This window comes from Hydrogenophaga sp. IBVHS2 (genome assembly GCF_002127215.1).
Classification (GTDB): domain Bacteria; phylum Pseudomonadota; class Gammaproteobacteria; order Burkholderiales; family Burkholderiaceae_C; genus Hydrogenophaga.
Window position 1 is genome coordinate 867653 of sequence record NZ_NFUT01000002.1, and the last position, 22563, is coordinate 890215.

General features: G+C 69.4%; 20 protein-coding genes and 1 riboswitch. Of the genes, 4 read left to right on the plus strand and 16 right to left on the minus strand.

Annotated features, from left to right (window positions below; genetic code table 11):
- Window positions 1-11: 11 nt before the first annotated feature.
- From CAP38_RS08820 to CAP38_RS08870, 11 genes are all read right to left on the minus strand, one after another.
- A complete protein-coding gene (locus tag CAP38_RS08820; protein WP_086120954.1) occupies window positions 12-2177 on the minus strand; it encodes a TonB-dependent siderophore receptor in 2166 nt (721 codons plus the stop codon).
- Window positions 2178-2249: 72 nt separating this feature from the next.
- Window positions 2250-2352, minus strand: a riboswitch (TPP riboswitch).
- Between the two features lie 29 nt (window positions 2353-2381).
- A complete protein-coding gene (locus tag CAP38_RS08825; protein WP_086120955.1) occupies window positions 2382-3425 on the minus strand; it encodes an NAD(P)/FAD-dependent oxidoreductase in 1044 nt (347 codons plus the stop codon).
- A gap of 5 nt (window positions 3426-3430) precedes the next feature.
- On the minus strand, window positions 3431-3760 hold the full coding sequence (fdxA, locus tag CAP38_RS08830) for a ferredoxin FdxA (protein ID WP_086120956.1): 330 nt from the start codon (window positions 3758-3760) through the stop codon (window positions 3431-3433).
- Between the two features lie 54 nt (window positions 3761-3814).
- On the minus strand, window positions 3815-5119 hold the full coding sequence (locus CAP38_RS08835; protein WP_086120957.1) for a sulfate adenylyltransferase subunit 1: 1305 nt from the start codon (window positions 5117-5119) through the stop codon (window positions 3815-3817).
- Window positions 5119-6075, minus strand: coding sequence for a sulfate adenylyltransferase subunit CysD (gene cysD, locus CAP38_RS08840; RefSeq protein WP_086120958.1), 957 nt, complete (start codon window positions 6073-6075; stop codon window positions 5119-5121). The genes CAP38_RS08835 and cysD overlap by 1 nt, the downstream gene beginning before the upstream one ends.
- Window positions 6072-6836: a phosphoadenylyl-sulfate reductase gene (locus CAP38_RS08845; protein ID WP_086120959.1), complete on the minus strand. Its 765-nt coding sequence runs from the start codon at window positions 6834-6836 to the stop codon at window positions 6072-6074. Before CAP38_RS08845 ends, cysD begins: the two co-directional genes overlap by 4 nt.
- A gap of 14 nt (window positions 6837-6850) precedes the next feature.
- On the minus strand, window positions 6851-7246 hold the full coding sequence (locus CAP38_RS08850) for a DUF934 domain-containing protein (protein WP_179188505.1): 396 nt from the start codon (window positions 7244-7246) through the stop codon (window positions 6851-6853).
- A 24-nt stretch (window positions 7247-7270) separates the two neighbouring features.
- Complete coding sequence (locus CAP38_RS08855) at window positions 7271-9055, minus strand: nitrite/sulfite reductase (RefSeq protein ID WP_086120960.1); 1785 nt, start codon at window positions 9053-9055, stop codon at window positions 7271-7273.
- A gap of 39 nt (window positions 9056-9094) precedes the next feature.
- On the minus strand, window positions 9095-9886 hold the full coding sequence (locus tag CAP38_RS08860) for a sulfite exporter TauE/SafE family protein (protein WP_086120961.1): 792 nt from the start codon (window positions 9884-9886) through the stop codon (window positions 9095-9097).
- Between the two features lie 78 nt (window positions 9887-9964).
- Window positions 9965-11122 (minus strand): FAD-dependent oxidoreductase, encoded by a 1158-nt coding sequence (locus tag CAP38_RS08865; RefSeq protein WP_143435794.1) that lies wholly within the window; start codon window positions 11120-11122, stop codon window positions 9965-9967.
- A 10-nt stretch (window positions 11123-11132) separates the two neighbouring features.
- Window positions 11133-11408: an oxidative damage protection protein gene (locus CAP38_RS08870; RefSeq protein ID WP_086120963.1), complete on the minus strand. Its 276-nt coding sequence runs from the start codon at window positions 11406-11408 to the stop codon at window positions 11133-11135.
- A gap of 199 nt (window positions 11409-11607) precedes the next feature.
- Here CAP38_RS08870 and CAP38_RS08875 point away from each other — a divergent pair, with 199 nt between their 5' ends.
- A complete protein-coding gene (locus tag CAP38_RS08875) occupies window positions 11608-12378 on the plus strand; it encodes a ferredoxin--NADP reductase (RefSeq protein WP_086120964.1) in 771 nt (256 codons plus the stop codon).
- The gene (locus tag CAP38_RS08880) at window positions 12378-12887 is read left to right on the plus strand and encodes a disulfide bond formation protein B (protein WP_086120965.1); all 510 of its coding nucleotides are present in this window, start codon (window positions 12378-12380) and stop codon (window positions 12885-12887) included. Before CAP38_RS08875 ends, CAP38_RS08880 begins: the two co-directional genes overlap by 1 nt.
- A 14-nt stretch (window positions 12888-12901) precedes the next feature.
- Here the strand turns inward: CAP38_RS08880 and argA are convergent, their stop codons facing one another.
- A complete protein-coding gene (gene argA / locus CAP38_RS08885; protein ID WP_086120966.1) occupies window positions 12902-14242 on the minus strand; it encodes an amino-acid N-acetyltransferase in 1341 nt (446 codons plus the stop codon).
- Window positions 14243-14300: 58 nt separating this feature from the next.
- Here argA and hrpA point away from each other — a divergent pair, with 58 nt between their 5' ends.
- Complete coding sequence (gene hrpA, locus CAP38_RS08890) at window positions 14301-18173, plus strand: ATP-dependent RNA helicase HrpA (RefSeq protein WP_086120967.1); 3873 nt, start codon at window positions 14301-14303, stop codon at window positions 18171-18173.
- Here the strand turns inward: hrpA and CAP38_RS08895 are convergent, their stop codons facing one another.
- The gene (locus tag CAP38_RS08895) at window positions 18174-19109 is read right to left on the minus strand and encodes a FecR domain-containing protein (RefSeq protein ID WP_086120968.1); all 936 of its coding nucleotides are present in this window, start codon (window positions 19107-19109) and stop codon (window positions 18174-18176) included.
- 240 nt (window positions 19110-19349) lie between these two features.
- Here CAP38_RS08895 and CAP38_RS08900 point away from each other — a divergent pair, with 240 nt between their 5' ends.
- Window positions 19350-20066, plus strand: a complete 717-nt coding sequence (locus CAP38_RS08900) for a (2Fe-2S)-binding protein (RefSeq protein WP_086120969.1) — start codon at window positions 19350-19352, stop codon at window positions 20064-20066.
- On the opposite strand, the gene CAP38_RS08905 is transcribed toward CAP38_RS08900, so the two are convergent.
- Genes CAP38_RS08905 through CAP38_RS08915 form a run of 3 tightly spaced genes read right to left on the minus strand, consistent with a single transcriptional unit; the run spans window position 20067 to window position 22562 of the window.
- Window positions 20067-21254 (minus strand): pyridoxal phosphate-dependent aminotransferase, encoded by a 1188-nt coding sequence (locus CAP38_RS08905; protein WP_086120970.1) that lies wholly within the window; start codon window positions 21252-21254, stop codon window positions 20067-20069.
- Window position 21255: 1 nt separating this feature from the next.
- Window positions 21256-22200, minus strand: a complete 945-nt coding sequence (locus tag CAP38_RS08910; RefSeq protein ID WP_086120971.1) for a CysB family HTH-type transcriptional regulator — start codon at window positions 22198-22200, stop codon at window positions 21256-21258.
- Window positions 22197-22562, minus strand: coding sequence for a sirohydrochlorin chelatase (locus CAP38_RS08915; protein WP_086120972.1), 366 nt, complete (start codon window positions 22560-22562; stop codon window positions 22197-22199). Before CAP38_RS08915 ends, CAP38_RS08910 begins: the two co-directional genes overlap by 4 nt.
- Between the last annotated feature and the right edge of the window lies 1 nt (window position 22563).

A 22563-nucleotide genomic window follows, 5' to 3' on the forward strand; every position in this document is an offset into this window, starting at 1 on the left:
GTTCAACTTTCTCAAAACTGTGACTCGAAGGCCACGCGCACGGTGCGCGATGCAGCAGGGAACAGGTAGATGTGACCGTACTGGAACGGCGCTTCCTGGAAGTAGCGGCGGTCGAACAGGTTGTCGATGCCCAGCATCCAGCTGGCCGGTTGCCCCTGGACCTTGGTGGCGTAGCGCAGCGAGGCATCCACCCGGGTCCACGAACCCAGCTCGACATCGTTTTGCGGGGTGACGGCGCGCCGACCTTCATGGCTGAGGTGCGCATGGGCGCTGAGGCCGGGCAGGGCGTCGATGCGGCGACCGACGTTGGCGCGCAGCACGTAGCGCGGCACGTTGGTGGGGCGCAGCCCGTTGACCGTCGGGTCGATGGTGCTGCCCTGGCGCTCGGCATCGATCCAGGTGAGGCTGGCGTCGTAGTCCCAGGCACCGGCAGTGCGGCCGCCGCCGAGCTCGATGCCCTGATGCCGGGCCGAGCCGTCGATCACGCGGGTGCAGCTGCCAGGGGCGCCGCCGCAGGCCGGCTGGTCGCCACTGACCGGGCGGGTGATATGGAAGTAGGTGAGGTTCCAGCGTGCTGCATCGGTGGCCGAGCGGATCCCCGCTTCCCATTGCCGGCTCTTGAGCGGGGGCAGTGCCAGGCCCCGGTTGGTGTAACGGGCACGGCCCGGAGCCACCTCCGACTCCACGCCCTGGCCCCAGCTGGCATACACGGTGCGCTGTGCATCGAGCTTGAGGCTGGCCGCCAGCCACGGCGTGGTGAAGCTGTCTTCGTAGGTGGTGGCGCGCGGCTCGGTGCCGGTGCGGATGCTGTCGCGTTCCAGCCGGGTGTGTCGCAGGCCGGCCCAGGTCTGGAAGGCCTCGCTCCATCGGATGACATCGGTGGCAAAGAACTCGGTGCTGCGCTCGGTGCGGTTGGTGAAGCTGTCGTCCGGCGCCGTGGCGGGAGCCACGGCCGGCAGATTGAACAGGTTGCCGGTGCCGACCGGGTTGGCGCCAAAACGGTCGTTGCCACGCACGGTGAACCGGCTGGCCAGCACACCGAAACCGACGTCGTGCTGAACCCCGCCGGCATCGAACCGGCCGTTGATCTTGAACTGCGCGGCGCTGGTGTTGCGCCGTTCGTCGAAGCTGCGGTAGTCGTAGAGATCGAAGTCGCCGTTGCTGCAATACCGGTCGAAGTTGCCCTCGGCACTGCAGCCATAGGGATACGCCAGAAAGTCGTCCGTCTTCAGCCGCTGCGTTCCCAGCTGTGCCTGCCAGTTCCACTGGCTGTTGATGGCCTGGGTGAAGCGCAGGCTGCCGCTGAAGTTGCGGAAGTCGGTCGGCTGCGACCAGGGCTGGGTGTTGATGTTGATGCGCGGATCGGCCGGGGGCAGGGCCGTGCCCAGCAGGCTCAGGCCCGGCACGGTGGCCTGGCGGCGGCGGCTGATCTCGAACTCGCCCTCGAGCAGGCTGTCACGTGACAGGCGTGCGTCCATGGCCAGCGCCAGCAGGCCCCGCTTGCCCTCGGTGCCCCGGGCTTCGGTGTTGAGCCGTTCGCCGGCGACGTTCAGGCGCCAGCCCAGATCGCCTTCGGCAGCCCGGCCGCTCATGTCCAGGTGCACGAGCGCGTTGCCGTCTTCGTTCACCTCGGTACGGAAGCTGCGTTGCGGCTGGGCCGTGGGCCGCTTGACCACCAGGTTGATCAGACCGCCCGGTGCGCTGGTGCCGGCCTGTATGCCGCTGGTGCCCTTGAGCAGTTCCACCCGCTGCAGGTGGTCCAGCGGCAGGCTGGTCTCGGCGCTGACGGGCAGGCCTTCGCGACGGAAGTTGTAGGTGTTGTCGATGACGAAGCCGCGCACGCTGGCGTAGTCGTAGTAGCCCACCGCGTTGTAGGCATCGCTGACCGAGGCGTCGAGCTTGTACAGGTCGCTGATGCGGCGCGCACCCACCTCGCTGATGGTGCGGCTGTCGATCACGGTCGTGCTGATGGGCACGCTGCCGGCGGGCTGGTCGCCAAACCCGGTCACGTCGGCCGGGGCGGTGCTGCCGGCGCTGCGGATCGTGACCGTCGGGAGCGTGACCTCGGCGGTCTGCGCCTGGGCGGGCGCGTGCAGCGCGGCCAGGCAGGCCAGACTGATCAGGGAGAGCGCTGCAGGCTGCAGCGGGCGTGAGGTGCGGTGGTCGGGTCGTGCCATGTGTCTGGTCCGTCAGGACGTGTGATGGCAGGTGGGCTGGGTCCGGCCCGCATGAGCGGGCAGGCCGGCATGCGGTGGGGACTTTTGCTTCCCTGCGCGAGGATTACCTCAATCAGGTTCAAAGGGACTTTCTCAGTCGCGGCCCTTGCAGGCCGCAACACCCCTAGCGGAAGACGCCGTTGCCGGCGCGGACGCGATTCTAGTTCAGCCGCCCACGCCCAGCAGGCGGTGCAGTCTGGGGCTGGTGGTGGTGTATTGCAGCAGGGTGCGCTGCTCGGGGAACAGCCGGGCGGCAGCGGCAAACGCCGCGAGGGTGGCTTCGTGGAAGCCGCAGAGGATCAGCTTCTTCTTGCCCGGGTAGGTGTTGATGTCGCCCACGGCATGGACGCCGGGAAGGCTGGTCTCGAAGCCGGCGGTGTCGACCACCAGCTGCTTGCGCTCCATGGCCAGCCCCCAGTCGGCGATGGCACCGAGCCGGGGCGACAGGCCCAGGCACACCAGCAAGGCATCCAGCGGCAGGGTGATGGTGCGGTCGTCGGGCGTGGCCAGCTCGATGCCGGTCAGGCGACCGTCCTGCACCTGCAGGCCCACCGGCTGGCCGATGCACCGGCCGATGCGACCCTCGTCGGTCAGTGCCTGCAGCCGGGCCAGGCTGGGCTCGTCGGCCTGGAACACGTCGCGGCGGTGCAGCAGGGTGATGGTCGCAGGGGGGTGGGCCGCATCGGCCAGGCGCAGTGCCCAGTCCACCGCCAGCTCTTCGCCGCCGTGCACCACGACGTGCCGGCCGGCAAAAGCCTCGGGATCGGCCGGGCGGTGGAACACCTGGCGGCCTTCAAACGCCTCGATGCCGTCGAGCTTGAGCTGTCGGGCCTGGAACGCGCCCACGCCGGCAGCGATGAAGACGCTGCGGGCCACGAAGGCGGTGCTGGCGGAGGTCTGCACATCGAAGCGGCCGTCGTCGCGCACCGCGAGCGCGGCCACGGTCTGGCCCAGGTGCAGGGTGGGGGCGAACGGCTTGACCTGCTGCTGCAGGCGGTCCATGAGTTCCTGGCCGCTGCACACCGGCAGACCGGGGATGTCGTAGATGGGCTTGCCGGGGTAGAGCTCGGCGGGTTGACCGCCTCCCCGGGGCAGGGCATCGATCACGTGGCAGCGGATGTCCTGCAGCCCGAGCTGGAACACCTGCCACAGGCCCACCGGACCTGCGCCGATGACCAGCGCATCGGTCTCGATGGGTGCGCCGGTCATGGGTTTCAGCGGATCAGCTGGTCCAGCTTGCCGGTCTTGTCTTTCCAGTCGTCGGCGTCCGGCAGGGGCGCCTTGCGCTTGGTGATGCTCTTCCAGCCCGGCAGGCGGGCCAGTTCGGCGTTGATGGCCGTCATGTGCACCTGGTCTTTGGGCAGGTCTTCCTCGGCATAGATGGCGCTCACCGGGCACTCGGGGATGCAGACCGCGCAGTCGATGCACTCGTCCGGATCGATGGTGAGGAAGTTCGGGCCTTCGCGGAAGCAGTCCACGGGGCAGACATCGACGCAGTCGGTGTATTTGCAGCGGATGCAGGCTTCGGTGACAACGTGGGTCATGGTGGGGAAGGAATTCGGGGGAAACCCGGATTTTAGGGGGTTCGGCGCCGGTCTTCAGCGCACCAGCAGAGCACCCGCAGTGCGGTGGCTGGCGGTGTCCACCAGCACCAGCGATCCGAGCTGGCGCGAGCGGGCAAAGGGCAGGGTGGCCAGCGGCTCCTGCAGGCTGAGTTCGATGTGGCCGATGGCGTTGGGCTCCAGCTCGGTCGCGTCCTGTTCGGCCAGGGTGTGGATGTCCAGGCGGTGCACGATGCGCCTGACCTTGGCCTTGACCCAGCGGTGGCCGTGCAGCGCCCAGTACACCCGGCCCGGCACCAGCGATTCGTCGTCCAGCCAGGCCACGGTGGCGGCGATCTCGCGGCTGTGGTGGAAGCCGTCGTGCCCGTCGGCGTCGATCAGCCAGTCGCCGCGCGACACATCGACCTCGCGGTCCAGCACGATGCCGCCGCTGTGCCCGGCCGAGACCTCGCCCGGTCGCCGCACATGGTCCAGGACCTGGGCCACGGTGGCGGTCTGTCCGGTGGGGGCGATGCGCACCCGCTGGCCGGGCGCCACCTGGCCGGCCGCCACGCGACCCCAGAAGATGCGGCGACCCTGCGAGGTGTCGGCCGAGCTGCTGAACTTCTCCACCCACTGCACCGGAAACGCCAGGGGCAGGCCGGTGTCGGCCGGGGTCACCGGCAGGCGTTCCAGCAGCGCCAGCAGGGTCGGGCCGTCGTAGCCGCACCAGCCGGCGGTCTCGGCCGCATCCACCACGTTCCAGCCCTTGAGCGCCGACACCGGCACCGTGGCCACCGCCGAGATGCCCGCCTGTTCCGCGAAGGCCGCCAGCGCCGCGCCGATGTGCGCAAAGGCGAGGGCGCTGTCGTCGACCCCGTCGAGCTTGTTGACGGCGAACACCACCGAGGGCACGCGCAGCAGCTGCAGCAGCAGGCTGTGGCGGCGGGTCTGCGGCAGCAGGGCCAGCTGCGGGTTGCGCCAGTCCAGCTTGGTGGCATCCACCAGCACGACGGCGGCATCGGCGCTGGAGGTGGCCGTGACCATGTTGCGGGTGTACTGCTCATGGCCCGGGGCGTCGCCGATGATGAACTTGCGGGCTTCGGTGCTGAAGTAGCGGTACGCCACATCGATGGTGATGCCCTGTTCGCGCTCGGCCGACAGGCCGTCGGTGAGCAGGGCCAGGTCGGTCTGGCCCTGGCGCTGCACGCCGGCCAGGTGGTCCTGCAGCACCGCCTTGCTGTCGACCAGCAGGCGACCGATCAGGGTGCTCTTGCCGTCGTCCACGCTGCCGCAGGTGATCAGGCGCAGCGCGGCCGAGGTGTCCACGGGGGAGGCCGGGTGGGTCGTGGTGGTGCTCATCAGAAGTACCCGTCTTTCTTGCGTTTCTCCATCGAGGCGTCGCTGGTCTTGTCGTCCATGCGGGTGGCGCCCCGTTCGCTGACCTCGGCGGCCAGCGTCTCGATCACGATGTCGGCCGGTGTGGCGGCGGTGCTCTCCACCGGGCAGGTGCAGGTGATGTCGCCCACGGTGCGGAAACGCACGTCGCGCACTTCCACCGTCTCGCCGTCGCGCGGCGGGGTCAGCTCGGTCACCGGCACCAGCAGGCCCCGGCGGTCCACCACCTCGCGGCGGTGGGTGTAGTAGATCGAAGGCAGGCCGATGTTCTCGCGGGCGATGTACTGCCACACATCCAGCTCGGTCCAGTTGCTGATGGGGAACACCCGGAAATGTTCGCCCATGTGCAGCCGGGTATTGAACAGGGTCCAGAGCTCGGGCCGCTGCGCCTTGGGCTGCCATTGGCCGAAGCTGTCGCGGTGGCTGAAGATGCGTTCCTTGGCGCGGGCCTTTTCCTCGTCGCGGCGGGCGCCACCGATCAGGGCGTCGAAGCGGAACTCCTCGATGGCCTCCAGCAGCGTGACCGACTGGTGCACGTTGCGGCTCTCACCCGGATGGGCCAGGCGCACGGTGCCGCGCTTCATGGAATCTTCCACGCTGCGCACGATCAGCTCGGCGCCCAGTTCGCGGGCGCGCTGGTCGCGGAAGTCGGTCACCTCGGGGAAGTTGTGCCCGGTGTCGATCATCAGCAGGGGGTACGGGATGCGCCCGGCACCGAAGGCCTTCTCGGCGCACTTGAGCATGACCAGCGAGTCCTTGCCGCCCGAGAACAGCAGGGCCGGGCGTTCAAAGGCGCCGGCCACTTCGCGCAGGATGAAGATGGTCTCTTCCTCCAGCGCGTCGAGGTGGGCGTTGCTGAGCTGGTGGCCGTCGGCCTGCAGGGCGGTCTGGATCACGTGGGGTTCGGTGCGGGCGTTCATGCGGGGGTCCGGTCGTTGCGGGAGGTCGGCAGGGCGGAGACGGTGTTGCTGCTCACGGGCTGCACATGCAGGCCGCACTCCTTGGCGTTGTCCTGTTCCCACCACCAGCGGCCGGCGCGGAAGTCCTCGCCCACGCTGATGGCGCGGGTGCAGGGCTCGCAGCCGATGCTGGGGAAGAAGCGGTCGTGCAGCGGGTTGTAGGCCAGCTGGTGTTCGGCCACGAAGTGCCACACGTCGCCCCAGGTCCAGTCCACCAGGGGACTCACCTTCACGCGGCTGGGTTCGTGGATGACCTCGGCCGCCTCGGCGCGGGCATTCGACTGCTCGCGGCGCAGCCCGGTGATCCAGCCGTCCATGCCGGTGAGCGCGCGCGAGAGCGGCTCCATCTTGCGCAGGTCGCAACAGGCCTTGCGCAGGCCCACGCTGCGGAACATGGCGTCATCGCCGTTCTGCTGCACGAAATGCACCACGGATTCCTGGACCGGGCGATAGATGTCGATGGTGCAACCGTAGCGCTGCTCGATCTGCGGGATCAGGGCCAGCGTCTCGGCGTGCAGGCGACCGGTCTCCAGCACGAAGATGCGGCTCTGGATGCCGGCCAGGTGGATCAGGTGGGTCACCACCACGTCTTCCACTCCCAGGCTGGAGGCCTGGGTGAGGCGGGGGTGGCTGGCCGCCACCTCGCGCAGCAGCGCGATGGCCCGCTGCACGCGCTCGGCGTACTGGGCAGAGGGGCGGTCGTAGAGGTCGATGGCGCTCATGTCGGGCTCCGGGTTCAGGCCGCTGCGGTGCTGCGGGTGAACAGCGGCGCGGGCTGCACCGCATCGCCCTGGTAGAACGCCGGGTAGTGGGTCAGCAGACGGCTTCCGTGGCCCAGGTCCTGGTCGGCGCGCAGCACCGCCTGGGTGAAGCCGCTGCGGGCCATCTGCACCAGCTGGTCGATCAGCACGTCGCCGGTGGCGCGGATCTGGCCGGCAAAGCCGAGGCGCCGGCGCAACAGGAAGGCCTGGCTGAAGGCGCGGCCGTCGACGAACCGGGGGAACTGCAGTTCCACCACGTCGATGCCGGTCAGATCGGCCTCGCGCGGGTCGGCGTCGTTGGCCAGCACCAGCCGGCGGGTTTCGGGTTCCGGGGCCGCAAAGTCGGCGGCGCTGAAGAGTTCGATGGTCATGTCGGGGCTCGTTCGGGTTCGGGCTCAGGCGGTGGCCGTGTCGGTGCGTGCGGTGGCGGTGCGCACCGCGTGGGCGGCGGCCTTGAAGGCATCGGGGCCGGTGCGGCGCAGCGTCGCCACGAAGGTTTCGCCGTCGGTGCGCTGCTGGCGGTAGGTGTCGAGCAGGGCCTCGATCACATCGGGCACCTCGCTGGCGGCGAACGACGGGCCGATCACCTTGCCGGGCACCGCGGTGCCCGAGAGCTTCGAGCCATCGGAGCCCCCCAGGGTGATCTGGTACCACTCCTGACCGTCCTTGTCGACGCCCAAGATGCCGATGTGCCCGCTGTGGTGGTGGCCGCAGCTGTTGATGCAGCCGCTGATGTGCAGGTCGATCTCGCCCAGGTCGTGCAGCTCGTCCAGATCGCGGTAGCGCTCCAGCAGGGCCTGTGCCAGCGGCAGCGAGCGGGCGTTGGCCAGGTCGCAGAAGTCGCCGCCGGGGCAGCTGATCATGTCGGTCAGCAGGCCGATGTTCGGGCGGGCCAGTCCCAGGCGGCGGGCCTCTCGCCAGAGCTCGGGCAGGGCGTCGCAGCGGACCCAGGGCAGCACCAGGTTCTGGTCGTGGGTGACGCGGGCTTCACCGGCCGAGAAGCGCTCGGCCAGCTCGGCGGCGCGCTCCAGCTGCTCGGCCGTGGCATCGCCCGGGGCCTGGCCGACGCGCTTGAACGACAGCGTCACGGCGCGCAGATCGGGGTTGCGGTGCGGCTGCACGTTGCGGGTGAGCCAGCGGCTGAACTCGATGTCGTCCTCGGCCGCGGCCTTGAGGATGTGGGCGATCTTGGCATCGGCCGTCTTGCGGTCGCAGGACAGGTCGGGCGGCACGAAGCAGGCGCTGACGCGGTCGAGCTCGGCCTGGGTGATGGTGTGGGGTGCGCCGTCGATCTCGAGGATGTCGCGGTACTCGGCCTCCACCTGGTCGACGAAGGCCTGGCCTTCGGCCTTCACCAGGATCTTGATGCGGGCCTTGTAGGCGTTGTCGCGGCGGCCGAAGCGGTTGTAGGCGCGCACCACGGCCTCGAGGTAGTTGAGGATCTGGTTCCAGGGCAGGAACTCGCGCACCACAGTGCCGATGATGGGCGTGCGGCCCATGCCGCCGCCCACGCGCACCTGGAAGCCCAGCTCGCCATCGACGTTGTGCAGCAGGCGCAGGCCCACGTCGTGCCAGGGGGTGGCGGCACGGTCTTCGCGGGCGCCGGTGATGGCCACCTTGAACTTGCGCGGCAGGAAGGCGAATTCGGGGTGCAGGGTGCTCCACTGGCGCAGGATCTCGGCGAACGGGCGCGGATCGGCCACCTCGTCCACCGCCACGCCGGCCAGGGCGTCGGTGGTGATGTTGCGGATGCAGTTGCCGCTGGTCTGGATGCCATGCAGGTTGGCGCTGGCCAGCAGATCCATCACGTCGGCGGCACGGGCCAGCGGGATCCAGTTGAACTGCACATTCTGCCGGGTGGTGAAGTGGGCCGTGCGGTCGGGCAGCGTGGGCACCTGGCTCAGACCGGCGTTGGCCTGGGAGGTGTCGTGGTCGTCCTTGTGGTCGTAGTCGCGCGCCACGGTTGCCAGCACCCGCAGCTGGTGGCTGTTGATCTCGCCATAGGGCACGGCTACCCGCAGCATGGGCGCAAAGCGCTGCACATACCAGCCGTTCTGCAGGCGCAGCGGCTTGAAGGCTTCGTCGGCCAGGGTGCCGGCCTGCCAGCGCTGGAGCTGGTCGCGGAACTGGGCGGCTCGGCCCTGCAGGAAGGCCCGGTCAAAGTCGTTGTATTGGTACATGGCAGGGGCAGATGCAGAAACAGAAAACGGGATCGGAGTTCAGAAGGCGATCAGCTTGACGCCGGCATAGGCCAGCAGCAGCGACAGCAGCGAGCGCACCAGCCGCTCGGGGGTGTGGCGCATCAGCCGGGTGCCCAGCCAGATGCCGGGCAGCGAGCCGGTCAGCAACAGGCCCAGCAGCGACCAGTTCACCGAACCCAGCGTGGCGTGGCCCAGACCGGCCAGCAGTGTCAGCGGCACGGCGTAGGCGATGTCGGCCGCCACGATGCGGGGCAGCGGCAGCAGCGGGAAGAGGATCAGCAGCACCGAGACCCCGATGGCGCCCGCACCCACCGAGGTGAGCGTCACCAGACAGCCGATCACCGCACCGAACAGCACCGGCAGGGCCGGGTGGCGGGCGCGGGTGGCGCGCTCCAGGTCGGCGTCGTGCACGGTGCGCGGCACCTGCCGGCCGCGCGCAGCCTTGTAGAGCATGGCCGCAGCGGTCAGCAGCAGGGCCACGCCCAGGGTGCTGGTCATCAGCGACTGGGCCTGCGGCGATGCCGGACCCAGCCGGTGCAGGGCATACAGGGTGGCCAGGGCGGCCGGGATGCTGCCCAGGCACAGCTGTCCCACCACCCGCCACGGCACCAGGCGCTGCCGGGCCAGGCTGAGCGTGCCGCCCAGCTTGGTGAAGGCTGCGAACAGCAGATCGGTGCCGATGGCCAGGTAGGGTTTGACGCCGAAGAAGAAGATCAGGATCGGCGTCATGAGCGAGCCGCCACCGACCCCGGTCAGGCCGACGATGAGGCCGACGGCAAAACCGGCAAGGACGATGGCGTATTCGGGCATGGCCGGCACTGTAGGCGCGGCTCTTTATATGCCAAACGATTTTTTATTCATGCGGGTATTCCGCCCAAGAATAAAGACTCAGGCGGCGCGGCGCGTCTGCCGCCAGGCGAACCGGGCGGGGTCGATGGCAGTCCACAGGTCGGCGTCGGCCTGCACGGCGGCGCCATCCATCTGCTCGGCCAGACGCTGGGCGCACCAGGCGGACAAGGTCAGGCCCCGGGAGCCCAGGGCACACAGCGTGAACAGGCCCGGCAGGCGCGGTGTGTCCGCCGCACCCGGTCGCCAGCGGCGGCGTTCCGCACGGGCGCGCTCGGCCTGAAGCGCGGCGGGGTCGGGCAGGGCGCCGCACAGGGGCAGCCGGTCCAGCGAAGCGCATCGCACCTGGGCCCAGCCCAGCAGCTGGCCCATGGCCATGGACCTTTCAAAGGCCTCGGCACCGGCCGGGTGCAGCGCCCGCAGGCTGTCCAGGTTGCGCCGGTGGGCCTCGGCCCGGACGTCGGTGTGGGTGGTGCCGCGTTCGTAGGTCGAGCCCATGGACCATATCCGCTCAGGCCAGGCCGGCGGCAGTCCGGCGTCGCGGTATTCGGGCACGAAGACACCGTTGTCCCGCTGAGGCCCCTCGGCCAGTGGCGGGCCGGCGAGCGCACCCAGGCTCATCTGGCCCTGCACCGGTCGCAGCGGCAGCCAGTCGGCGGTGATGCCGGCACCGGTCAGCAGGGACAGGCTGCCGATGGCACCGGTGACAGCCACCACCGGGGACGTTGCCCATGGCCGGCCTGTGGCGTCCTGCACCTGCCAGGCCGGCGAACCGTCGGGTCGGGCCAGCCGGGCCACCGGTGCGTTCCAGCGGGTGGTCAGCCGGCCGGTGGCCTGGGCGGCGGTCAGCCAGGCCTGCACCAGCGCCCCGGGGCGCACCAGGGCCGCGGGCCAGACGCCCCGGTCATGCCCGTGGTTGTGCACCTGACAGGGCTGCCAGCCGGCACCCGTCGGCACCCATGATTCCAGTTCGGCCCGGGTGGCGGCAACGCCCAGCGCGGTGAGGCGTGACAGCGGCGTGGGGGCCCGGGTGACATGGGGGCTGAGCATGCCCACCGGCAGGGCGCTGGCACCGCGGGCCGGGCCATCGGCGGCATCCAGCAGGTCGACCCGCCAGCCGCGCACCACCAGGGCATGGGCCAGAGCGGCGCCGGCCAGCCCTGCGCCGACCACCGTGGCGTGGCGCTGCGGATCGGTCACGGTGGTGTGGTCAGGCGGCCGGCGGCGGCACGTAGCCGGCCGCAGCGTCGGCGCCTTCACCGAAGAAATGCTTCTCCATCTGGCGGGCCAGGTACTGGCGGGCGCGGGCGTCGGCCATGTTCAGGCGGTTCTCGTTGAGCAGCATGGTCTGGTGCTTGAGCCAGGCGGCCCAGGCCTCCTTGCTGACGCTCTCGAAGATCTTCTTGCCCAGCTCGCCGGGGTAGGGCGGGAAATCGAGGCCTTCGGCTTCCTTGCCGAGCTTGATGCATTGAACAGTGCGTGCCATGGTGTGTCCGTAGGGTTTCGTTAGAAGCCGAAGTTATATCGGTCAGAAGAAATGCGTCGTTCCCGTCATGGACGGGACGCGGCATCATGCCGGGCCGCCACTGTAGCAAGGTCCTGCTGTCCGCAAGGCCGTCAGGGCCGCCCCGCGCCCGATCGGGGCCGGTTTTTTACAATACGAGCTTCCCTCCACAGGATTTCCCATGAGTGCATTTCTGGAAGAGCGCGTGCTGAGCGTTCACCACTGGACCGACCGGCTCTTCAGCTTCACCACCACCCGCGACACCTCGCTGCGCTTCTCCAATGGCCACTTCACCATGATCGGCCTGAAGGTGGACGGCAAGCCCCTGCTGCGGGCCTACAGCATCGTCAGCCCCAACTGGGCCGAGCACCTGGAGTTCCTGAGCATCAAGGTGCAGGACGGTCCGCTCACCTCCCGCCTGCAGCACATCCAGGTGGGCGACACCATCATCGTGGGGCGCAAGCCCACCGGCACCCTGCTGATCGACTACCTGCTGCCGGGCAAGCGCCTGTATCTGCTGGGCACCGGCACCGGCCTGGCACCGTTCCTGAGCATCGTGCGCGACCCGGAAACCTACGAACGCTTCGAGCAGGTCATCGTGGTGCATGGGGTGCGCCAGGTCAACGAGCTGGCCTACCGCGAGCTGCTCAGCCATGACCTGCCCAAGGACGAGTTCCTGGGCGAGATGGTCCAGCAGAAGCTGCTGTACTACCCCACCGTCACCCGGGAGCCGTTTGTCCACCAGGGCCGCATCCCGCAGCTGCTGGCCGACGGCATCATCGCCAAGGACCTGGGCATCCCGCTGCTCAACCCGGCCGAGGACCGCGTGATGATCTGCGGCAGCCCGGAGATGCTGCGCGACCTCAAGGCCCTGTGCGAGAAGTCCGGCTTCAAGGAAGGCAACACCACCACGCCGGGCGACTTCGTCATCGAGCGGGCCTTCGTCAGCTGATGGCCGCGCTGCTTCACCTCGTGTCCCACCAGCCCCGGCGCGTGCTGGGGCTGGTGGCGCTGGCCTGCGTGGCCATGCTGGCTTTCGGTCTGTACCTGCAGCATGTGGTGGGCCTGGAGCCGTGCCCCATGTGCATCGTGCAGCGCTACGCCATGATCCTGGTGGCCGTGCTGGCCGGCGTCGGGGCCTTCGTGGCCCGACCGGGTCTGCGCAACGGGCTGGTGCTTGGGGCGGGTGCGTTCGCGGTGTTCGGTGCCTTCACGGCGGCGCGCCAGAGCTGGCTGCAGTGGTTCCCGCCCGAGGTGCTGACCTGCGGCCGCGACTTCTACGGAATGATCGAATCGTTCCCGCTCAAGCGGGCCGTGCCCATGATCTTCCGGGGCAGCGGCGACTGCTCCGTCATCGACTGGACCTTCCTGGGCCTGTCGATTGCCAACTGGTCGTTCCTGGTCTTCGTGGGCTTCACGCTCACCGCCGCACTGCTGTGGGTGAAACGGCCGCGCGGCTGACGTGCGGGGGCTGATCAGCCCAGCTTCTTGACCAGCACCTGGCTGCGCCGGTCCCAGTTGTACTTGCGCTTGCGCGCCTCGGGCAGCCAGTCGGCATTGACCTGCACGAAGCCGCGCTTGAGGAACCAGTGCATGGTGCGGGTGGTGAGCACGAAGATGCTCTGCAGACCCTGGGCCTTGGCGCGTGCTTCGATGCGCTTGAGCAGCCGTTCGCCGTCGCCCTGGCTCTGGGCCTGGGTCGAGACGGTGAGCGCCGCCATTTCGCCGGTGCGTTCTTCCGGGTAGGGGTAGAGCGCCGCGCAGCCGAAGATCACCCCGTCGTGCTCGATGATGGTGTAGTTGGCCGCGTCGCGTTCGATCTCGGTGCGGTCGCGCTTGACCAGGGTGCCGTCGTTCTCGTAGGGCTCGATCAGCGCCACGATGCCGCTGACATCGTCGATGGTGGCCTCGCGCACGCTCTCCAGCTTTTCGTCCACCACCATGGTGCCGATGCCGTCGTGGGTGTAGATCTCCAGCAGCAGCGCACCGTCCACCGAGAAGGGCAGGATGTGGCTGCGGTCCACGCCGCCTTCGCAGGCGCGGATGCAGTGCTGCAGGTAGAAGGCGGTGTCGGTGGGCTTGTCGGCCTTGGGCAGGCTCTCCAGCATGCGGCGGGCATCGGCCAGCGGCAGCTCGGTGTCGATGTCGCTGTCCGGGTCGTTGGCATCCACCCGCACGCCGGGCACTTCGGTCAGGAACATCAGCTTGTCGGCCTGCAGGGCCACGGCCACCGAGGTGGCCACGTCTTCCATGGTCAGGTTGAAGGCCTCGCCGGTGGGCGAGAAGCCGAAGGGTGAGAGCAGCACCAGGGCGCCCATGTCGAGCGTGCGCTGGATGCCGTCGGTGTCGACCTTGCGCACCAGACCGGAGTGCATGAAGTCCACCCCGTCGATCAGGCCCACCGGGCGCGCGGTGATGAAGTTGCCCGAGATCACCCGCACCGTGGCGCCGGCCATGGGGGTGTTGGGCAGGCCCTGGCTGAAGGCGGCCTCGATCTCGTAGCGCAGCTGGCCGGCGGCCTCCTGGGCGCAGTCCAGCGCCACCGAGTCGGTGATGCGCATGCCGTGGGAATAACGGGCCTCGTGGCCCTTGAGGCGCAACTGCTCGTTGACCTGCGGCCGGAAGCCGTGCACCAGCACGATCTTCACGCCCATGCTCTGGATCAGGGCCAGGTCCTGCGCGATGTTCTGCAGCTTGCCCGCTGCAATGGCTTCACCGGCGATGCCGACCACCAGCGTGTTGCTGCGGTGCTTGTGGATGTAGGGCGCCACCGAGCGGAACCACGGCACGAAGGTGAAATTGAAGACGTTGGACATCGGCGGGTGAGGGCGGCGGGATAATGTCGGGTTGCCCGATTTTGACCGAAGTTCCCGCTTGACCGCCCCCGCCCTGCACCTCGAGTTCCCCGAAGCCCTGCCGGTGTCCGCACGCCGGCACGAGATCGAGGCCGCCATCCGTGACCACCAGGTGGTCATCGTGTGTGGCGAGACCGGCTCGGGCAAGACCACCCAGCTGCCCAAGATCGCCCTGGCCATGGGGCGCGGGCGCCTGAACGCCAGGCCGGGCCAGCGCGGCCAGCTCATCGGTCACACGCAGCCGCGGCGCATTGCGGCCTCCAGCGTGGCCAAGCGCATCGCGGAGGAACTCAGGACCCCGCTGGGCGAGGTGGTGGGCTACAAGGTGCGCTTCCAGGACCGGTTGTCCAGGGACGCGTCGGTCAAGCTGATGACCGACGGCATCCTGCTGGCCGAGACCCAGACCGACCCGGACCTGCGCGCCTACGACACGATCATCATCGACGAGGCCCACGAGCGCAGCCTCAACATCGACTTCCTGCTGGGCTACCTGCGCCAGCTGCTGCCGCGCCGGCCGGACCTGAAGGTGATCGTCACCTCGGCCACCATCGACGCCGACCGCTTCGCCGAGTACTTTTCGTCGGCCCGGGGCAATGCGCCGGTGCTCATGGTGTCGGGTCGCACCTATCCGGTGGAGGTGCGCTGGCGGCCGTTCGAGGAAAGCCGCGAATACGACCTGAACAACGCCATTGCCGACGGCGTGGACGAGCTGTGGCGGGGTGGTGCGGGTGGCGACATCCTGGTGTTCCTGCCGGGCGAGCGCGAGATCCGTGAGGCCGCCGACCACCTGCGCAAGCACCTGGCGCACCAGCCGGTGCTGCGCAATGCCGAGGTGCTGCCGCTGTTTGCCCGACTGTCGCAGGCCGAGCAGGACCGCATCTTCCAGCCACACGGTCAGCGCCGCATCGTGCTGGCCACCAACGTGGCCGAAACCTCGCTCACCGTGCCCGGCATCCGCTACGTCATCGACGCGGGTACCGCGCGGGTCAAGCGCTACAGCTTCCGGCAGAAGGTGGAGCAGCTGATGGTCGAGCCCATCAGCCAGGCCGCCGCCAACCAGCGCGCCGGCCGTTGCGGTCGGGTGGCCGACGGCATCTGCATCCGCCTGTACGACGAGTCCGACTTCAACGCCCGCCCGCGCTTCACCGACCCCGAGATCCTGCGCAGCTCGCTGGCCGGTGTGATCCTGCGCATGAAGTCGCTGCACCTGGGTGCGGTGGAGGACTTCGCCTTCGTCGATGCGCCGCAGCGCCGCGCCATCGCCGACGGCTACCAGCTGCTGGCCGAGCTCGGCGCGGTGGACGACGCCAACGAGCTCACCCCCACCGGCCTGGCGCTGGCCCGGCTGCCACTGGACCCGCGCGTGGGCCGCATGATCCTGGAGGCGCGCGACCGGGGCGCCCTGGCCGAGGTGCTGGTGATCGCCGCCGCGCTCAGCGTGCAGGACGTGCGCGACCGCCCGCTGGACAAGCAGGCCCAGGCCGACCAGGCCCATGCCCGCTTCGACGACGAAAAGAGCGAGTTCAGCGGCACGCTGCGCCTGTGGAAATGGCTGGAGGACAGCCGGGGCGGCCACGGCACCGACCACAAGCTGAGCCACCGCCAGTACGAGAACCTGCTGCGCGAGCATTTCATCAACCCGCGGCGGGTGCGCGAGTGGCGCGACACCCACAGCCAGCTACTGACCGTGGTCACCGAACAGCGCTGGCCCATCAACAGCACGCCGGCGGGCTACGAGCCGCTGCACCTGTCCATGCTGTCGGGACTGCTGGGCAACATCGGCTGCAAGAACGATGCGGAGGACTGGTACCTCGGCGCGCGCGGCATCAAGTTCCACCGGCACCCCGGCGCCAACCTGAGCAAGAAGCCGGGCCGCTGGATCGTGTGCGCCGAGCTGGTGGAAACCACGCGGCTGTTCGGCCGGGGCATTGCCGCGATCGAGCCGCAGTGGCTGGAGCAGGTGGGTGCGCACCTGCTGAAGAAGCAGATGCTGGACCCGCACTGGGAAAAGAAGGCCGCACGCGTCTCGGCGCTGGAGCGCGCCACGCTGTACGGCCTGGTGGTCTACAGCCAGCGGCGGGTGGACTACAGCCGGGTGGACCCGGCCGGTGCGCGCGAGATCTTCATCCGCGAGGCCCTGGTGCAAGGCGATTGGGAGACCCGCCTGGCCTTTCTGGCGGCCAACCAGAAACTGGTGCGGCAGGTGGCCGAGCTGGAGCACAAGTCGCGCCGGCAGGACGTGCTGGTGGACGACGAGGTGGTGTTTGCCTGGTACGACGGCCAGATCCCGGCCGATGTCTGCAACGGCGCCAGCCTGGAGCGCTGGTATGGCCAGGCGGTGCGCGAGAACCCGAAGCTGCTGTACCTCACCCGTGAGGCCCTGATGCGGCACGAGGCCGCCGGCATCACGGCCCAGGCCTTCCCCCGCACCCTCCGCCTGGGCGGGGTGGACTGCGCCTGCAGCTACCTGCACGAGCCCGGCGATGCGCGCGACGGCCTGTCGGTGGCCTTGCCGCTGTTTGCCCTGAACCAGGCCAGCGAAGACCGTTGCGACTGGCTGGTGCCCGGCATGCTCAAGGACAAGGTGCTGGCCCTGCTCAAGACCCTGCACCAGCGCCCGCGCTCGCGCCTGGTGCCGCTGCCGGCCACCGCCGAGCGTTTTGCGGCGGAACTCTGCGAGCCCGAGGTGTTCGGCAGCGGCAACCTCATGGACGCCCTGCTCAAAAAGGTGCGGGCCGCCACCCAGCTCGACATCCAGCGGGCCGACATCAAGCCCGACATGCTGCCGCCGCACCACTTCATGCACCTGCGGGTGGTGGACGAACACGGCCGGCAGCTCGGCCAGGGCCGCAGTCTGGCGGCGCTGAAGGCCGAGCTGGGGGCGCAGGCGCGGGGTGCCTTCCAGGCCCTGGCCGCGCTGAAGGTGGCCAGGCCCGCCAGCCCGGCCCCCGCGGCGCCGGCGCCCGACAGTGGCGCGGCACGCCGGGTGGCTGCGCCGACGCCTGCGGCGCCTAAGGTCGACGCCAGCCAGCGCCACACCCGGTGGGACTTCGGCGAACTGCCGGAGTTGATGGAGATCCGCCAGGGCGCGCAGACCCTGGTGGGCTTCCCCGCGCTGGTGGACGATGGCGATGCGGTGCGCATCGAGGTGTTCGACGAACCGGATGTGGCCCAGGCCCGCCACCGGGTCGGGCTGCGGCGTCTGTTTGCGCTGCAGATCCGCGACGCCTTGAAGTACCTCGAGAAGAACATTCCCGGCCTGCAGGCCATGGCAGCGGCCTACATGCAGGTCGGCAAGGACAGTGGCGGCGGCACCCTGGAGGAACTGCGCAGCCAGTTGATCGACCTGGCGCTGGACCGGGCCTTTCTGGCCGAACCGCTGCCGGCCGACGAGGCCTCGTTCACCCGTCGGGTGGAGGAGGGCCGGGGCCGGCTCAACCTGATTGCCGCCGAGCTGGCGCGCAGCGCGGGGGCCATCCTGAGCGAATTTGCCGCTGCCCAGCGCAAGCTCAAGGACAGCAAGCCCCCGGCCGACGTGGCGACCGACATCCAGCAGCAGCTGGCGCGTTTGATCCCCCGGCAGTTCCTGGCGCAGACCCCGGCATCCCAGCTGCAGCACCTGCCGCGTTACCTCAAGGCCGTGCAGCTGCGGCTGGACAAGCTGAGGGCCGACCCCGCCCGCGATGCCGCCCGGCTGGCCGAACTGCGGCCGCAGGATCAGCGCTTCTGGCGGCTGGTGGCCGAGCGCAAGGGCGTGCAGGACACCCGGCTGCAGGAACTGCGCTGGCTGCTGGAGGAGTTGCGGGTGAGCTTCTTCGCGCAGGAACTGCGCACGCCCCAGCCGGTGAGCCTCAAGCGCATCGACAAGGCCTGGGCCCAGCTCAACGCCTGATCAGGCGCCTTCCACCCGGCCCTGGGCTGCGCTCATCGACGGGTCGGCCTGCAGCTTGCGCAGCAGGGCCTCGGCATCCTGGCGGGTGGCCACCTGCAACACCCGCACCTCGTGGCCCCGCACCGTGTTGGCCACCGAGGCCGGGTAACCGGCCTTCTGCAGGCGCATGCGCAGGGCCTCGGCTTCCGCCAGTCGGGGGAAGGTGGCGACCACGGTGCGCCACTGTCCGCCCTGGACCAGCACGCCCTGGCCCGGCTCGAGGTCGCCCTGGCCGATGAACTTGTTCAGCTGGGCCGGCGTGGCCTGGCCTGCCGGCTTTTCAGGCTGGCCGGTGAATACCACCCAGAACGCGCCGGGCTGGTTCAGCGCGATGGTCTCGCGACCGTCGCGCATCACGGCCACCGCACCTTCAAACACGCAGACCGCGTCGTGCTCGGCATCGCTCATGGCCCAGAAGTCGGTGCCGCGCACGCCCACGGTGGCCGTGGCGGTCTGCAGGCTCACGTCGCGCTTGATGCCCAGCGCCTTGCTGCGGTAGTCGGTGGCGTAGCGGAACACGCCGGTGATCAGCCGGAACTTGCCCGCCATCTGGTCCTGACCGTCCTTGCGGCCGGCCTCCAGGCCCTGCAGGGCCAGTTCGGTGGCCTCGCCCAGTTTCACCAGGCTGTTGTCGGACAGGCGCAGCACGGCGCGTGAGCCGCTGGCGGTGACGGCCACGTCCCCGGCCCGCAGGCGCTGTCCCGGCTCGGCCGCACGGCGGTCACCGTTGCGTTCCACCCAGGCGGGCAGCTGCACCGCCTCGACCACGGTGTCGGCGGGTGCCGGGGTGGCAGCACGGGTGGTGGCGGGCAGCCAGGCGGCCGCACCCAGCAGGAGGGCTGAGGCCAGGGCGATACGGCGGGAAGGCAGGAGGGGCTGGTGACGGGCGGTCTTCATCGGATCTGTGGGTGAGGGAGGAAGGCTGACCCCGTCGTGCGGGGGCAGATGCTGTATCGGCACGAATTCTCTACGCCGTAGGGCGGGCCATGGATGCAGCCGCTGGTCGCGACGGCCTTGGTCCGTGACGCATGTCCCGGGGGCGGTTTGCCCTGTTGCATCGCTGGGACATACTCCCGCCCGTTTGACAGCGCGGCAGCCATCGAGTGAACTCCGCGCGTTCAGACAGGAGACAACGGAATGGACCGCAGGGATTTTGTGGAGAGTTGTGCGATCGGCGCGGGCGCATTGGCCGCCACGCTGGCCACCGGGGCGTGGGCCGCTCAGGCCCAGGCCCGGTCGTACGGACGGGTGCTGCTGACCGACGACACCGGCCGCCCGATCAAGGCCTCGAGCCTGAAGGCGCAGGTCAATTACGTGTTCCATTACCCGTTCGAGGCCACACCGGTCTTCCTGCTCGACCTGGGCAAGGCAGCCCAGCCGGTCCAGCTCACCACCCGCGACAAGCAGACCTACCAGTGGCCGGGCGGCGTGGGCCCCAGGCGCAGCCTGGTGGCGTTCTCGGCCATCTGCGCCCACAAGCTGGTCTACCCCACGCGCGAGCTGAGCTTCATCAGCTTCCGCAAAGGCGGCGTGGCCAACCCGCAGACGCCCAGCAAGGGCAACGACCTGATCCACTGCTGTGCCGACCACAGTCAGTACGACCCGGCGCGCGGTGCACAGGTGCTGGCCGGGCCGGCCGAGCAACCTTTGTGCGCCATCCTGCTGGAGCACGACCCCAGGACCGATCAGCTCACCGCCACCGGCACTCTGGGCGGCGAGCTGTTCGACGACTTCTTCCGCAAGTACGAGATGAAGCTCAGCATGGAGATGGGCTCGGGCGTGCGCCGCACCGTGGCCGACCGATCCATGGTGCGCGAGCTGGAGCAGTTCTGCCGCAACCCGGTGCGCTGCTGATCAGAGACGCGCCAGGCGTCTGAGTGCCTCGTCCAGCGTGTCGTCGCGCTTGGCGAAGCAGAAGCGGATGACGCGCTGGTCAAAGCCGTTGCCGTAGAACGCCGACAGCGGAATGGCCGCCACGCCCACCTCGGTGGTCAGCCATTCGCAGAAGGCGCCGTCGGCCAGATCGCGCTCGGGCACCGCCAGATCCTCGATGCCGACGCACTGGAAATAGGTGCCTTCGCCGGGCAGCATGCGAAAGCGCGTACCGCCCAGGCCGGCGCGGAAACGGTCGCGCTTGGCGCCGTAAAACGCCGGCAGGTTCAGGTAGGGCGCCGGGTCGGCCATGTAGGCGGCCAGGGCATGCTGCACCGGCGTGTTCACGGTGAACACATTGAACTGGTGCACCTTGCGGAACTCGGCCGTGAGCGCTGCCGGTGCCACCACCGTGCCCACCTTCCAGCCGGTCACGTGGTAGGTCTTGCCGAAGCTGCTGACGATGAAGGCGCGCGCCGCCAGGCCCGGGTAGCGCGCTGCGCTCTCGTGCCGCTGTCCGTCGAACACCATGTGCTCGTACACCTCGTCGCTGATCAGCAGCACGTCGGTGGAGGCCAGCAGGGCGTCGAGCTGCTGCATCTCGGCGGCGGTCCAGCACATGCCGCTGGGGTTGTGCGGGCTGTTGACGAGCAGGGCGCGGGTCCTCGGCGTGATGGCCGCAGCGATGGCAGCAAAGTCCGGCCGGAAGGTGCCCGGTGTCAGCGGCACCCGCACGACCTGGCCGCCGGCCAGCTCGATGTTGGGCACATAGCTGTCGTAGCAGGGCTCGAGCACGATGACCTCGTCGCCCGGGTGCACCACCGCCAGGATGGCGGTCAGGATGGCCTGGGTGGCCCCGGCGGTGACGGTGACCTCGGTGTCGGGGTTGACCGTCAACCCGTAGAGCGCCTGCATCTTGGCGGCCAGCGCCTGCCGCAGGGCCGGCACGCCGGCCATGGGCGGGTACTGGTTGTGCCCTTGGGCCATGGCGGTGGCCACCGCCGCGGGCAGGGCCGGGTCGCAGTCGAAGTCCGGAAAACCCTGTCCGAGGTTCACCGCCCCATGTCGGGCAGCCAGTGCCGACATCACGGTGAAGATGGTGGTGCCCACCTGCGGCAGGCGGGACTGCAGGGCCGGCGTGACCGGTGCGGTGGCGGCGAGCGTGGTCATGTCAGAGTTCGTAGTCGTCGGGCGTACCGTTCATGGCACGGCTGATGGTGTCGCGGCTCAGGCGGTCGCTGAGCAGTTCGGCAAAGCGCAGCACGAAGTGGCGCAGGTAGGTGCCCCGCTTGAAGGCCACCCGCGCCAGGTTGTGGCCGAACAGCTGGCCGGCGGGCCGTGCCACCAGGCCGGGTGTGAGGTTTTCGCCCTGCATGGCCATCTCGGCCACGATGCCCACGCCCATGCCCAGCTTCACGTAGGTCTTGATCACGTCCGAGTCGATGGCCTCCAGCACCACGTTGGGCTGCAGGTGGCGCAGCGCGAACGCCTGGTCGATGCGCGTGCGGCCGGTGAAGCTGGGGTGGTAGGTGATCAGGGGCAGCGTGGCCAGATCCTCCAGGCTGATGCGTTCGCGCTCCACCAGCGGATGGTCGAACGGCAGCACCAGCACGTGCTGCCATTCGTAGCAGGGCAGGGTGACCAGTTCGGGGTAGTTCACCAGGGACTCGGTGGCCATGCCGATCTCGGCCACTTCCTCGATCAGCATGCGGGCCACCTGGTCGGGCGAGCCCTGGTGCAGGCTGATGCCGACCTTGGGGTAGGACTGGCGCAGCGCCGCCACCGGTCCCGGCAGCACGTAGCGGGCCTGGGTGTGGGTGGTGGCAATCGACAGCGTGCCGCTGTCCTGCGCCGAGTACTGCTCGCCGATGCGCTTGAGGTTGTTCACCTCGCGCAGGATGATGTCGATGCTCTTGAGCACCTGCGTGCCGGGCTCGGTGACCCGTTTGATCCGCTTGCCGTGCCGGGCAAAGATCTCGATGCCGAGCTCGTCTTCGAGCTCGATGATGGCCTTGGACACGCCGGGCTGCGAGGTGTGCAGCGCCTTGGCGGCCTCGGTCAGGTTGAGGTTGCGGCGGACCGCTTCCTGCACGAAACGGAACTGGTGCAGGTTCATGCCGCGCCCTCCAGCGCCAGCTGGGCCAGCAGGGCGGTCAGGCGCGGATCCTCGCCGGCCGTGGGCAGCTGGCGGAAGCTGACGCCCGGGTGGGCCTGCTGCAGCTCGGCCATGAGCACCGGCAGGTCCTCGCGGGCATGTTTGCCCATGCCGAAGAACAGGGGCAGCACCCGGACATCGGTGGCCCCCTGAGCAACCAGCCGGGCCGCTGCCGACGGCAGGTCGGGCTCGCACAGCTCCAGGTAGGCACAGGCCACGGCCGCCGACGGGTCGCGCCCTGCGATCTGCTGCGCCACCGACTCCACCGGCCGGCGCCACAGAGGGTCTCGCGAGCCGTGGGCAAAGACGATCACACCGAGCATG

Bases quoted from the DNA above. Each gene is read 5' to 3' on its own strand.
- CAP38_RS08825 (WP_086120955.1), bottom strand. From the start codon at position 3,425: ATGACCGGCGCACCCATCGAGACCGATGCGCTGGTCATCGGCGCAGGT.
- CAP38_RS08820 (WP_086120954.1), bottom strand. From the start codon at position 2,177: ATGGCACGACCCGACCACCGCACCTCACGCCCGCTGCAGCCTGCAGCG.
- cysD (WP_086120958.1), bottom strand. From the start codon at position 6,075: ATGAACGCCCGCACCGAACCCCACGTGATCCAGACCGCCCTGCAGGCC.
- CAP38_RS08875 (WP_086120964.1), top strand. From the start codon at position 11,608: ATGAGTGCATTTCTGGAAGAGCGCGTGCTGAGCGTTCACCACTGGACC.
- argA (WP_086120966.1), bottom strand. From the start codon at position 14,242: ATGTCCAACGTCTTCAATTTCACCTTCGTGCCGTGGTTCCGCTCGGTG.
- CAP38_RS08915 (WP_086120972.1), bottom strand. From the start codon at position 22,562: ATGCTCGGTGTGATCGTCTTTGCCCACGGCTCGCGAGACCCTCTGTGG.
- CAP38_RS08895 (WP_086120968.1), bottom strand. From the start codon at position 19,109: ATGAAGACCGCCCGTCACCAGCCCCTCCTGCCTTCCCGCCGTATCGCC.
- CAP38_RS08860 (WP_086120961.1), bottom strand. From the start codon at position 9,886: ATGCCCGAATACGCCATCGTCCTTGCCGGTTTTGCCGTCGGCCTCATC.
- fdxA (WP_086120956.1), bottom strand. From the start codon at position 3,760: ATGACCCACGTTGTCACCGAAGCCTGCATCCGCTGCAAATACACCGAC.
- CAP38_RS08845 (WP_086120959.1), bottom strand. From the start codon at position 6,836: ATGAGCGCCATCGACCTCTACGACCGCCCCTCTGCCCAGTACGCCGAG.
- CAP38_RS08835 (WP_086120957.1), bottom strand. From the start codon at position 5,119: ATGAGCACCACCACGACCCACCCGGCCTCCCCCGTGGACACCTCGGCC.
- CAP38_RS08855 (WP_086120960.1), bottom strand. From the start codon at position 9,055: ATGTACCAATACAACGACTTTGACCGGGCCTTCCTGCAGGGCCGAGCC.
- CAP38_RS08850 (WP_179188505.1), bottom strand. From the start codon at position 7,246: ATGACCATCGAACTCTTCAGCGCCGCCGACTTTGCGGCCCCGGAACCC.
- CAP38_RS08905 (WP_086120970.1), bottom strand. From the start codon at position 21,254: ATGACCACGCTCGCCGCCACCGCACCGGTCACGCCGGCCCTGCAGTCC.
- CAP38_RS08880 (WP_086120965.1), top strand. From the start codon at position 12,378: ATGGCCGCGCTGCTTCACCTCGTGTCCCACCAGCCCCGGCGCGTGCTG.
- CAP38_RS08870 (WP_086120963.1), bottom strand. From the start codon at position 11,408: ATGGCACGCACTGTTCAATGCATCAAGCTCGGCAAGGAAGCCGAAGGC.
- CAP38_RS08910 (WP_086120971.1), bottom strand. From the start codon at position 22,200: ATGAACCTGCACCAGTTCCGTTTCGTGCAGGAAGCGGTCCGCCGCAAC.
- CAP38_RS08900 (WP_086120969.1), top strand. From the start codon at position 19,350: ATGGACCGCAGGGATTTTGTGGAGAGTTGTGCGATCGGCGCGGGCGCA.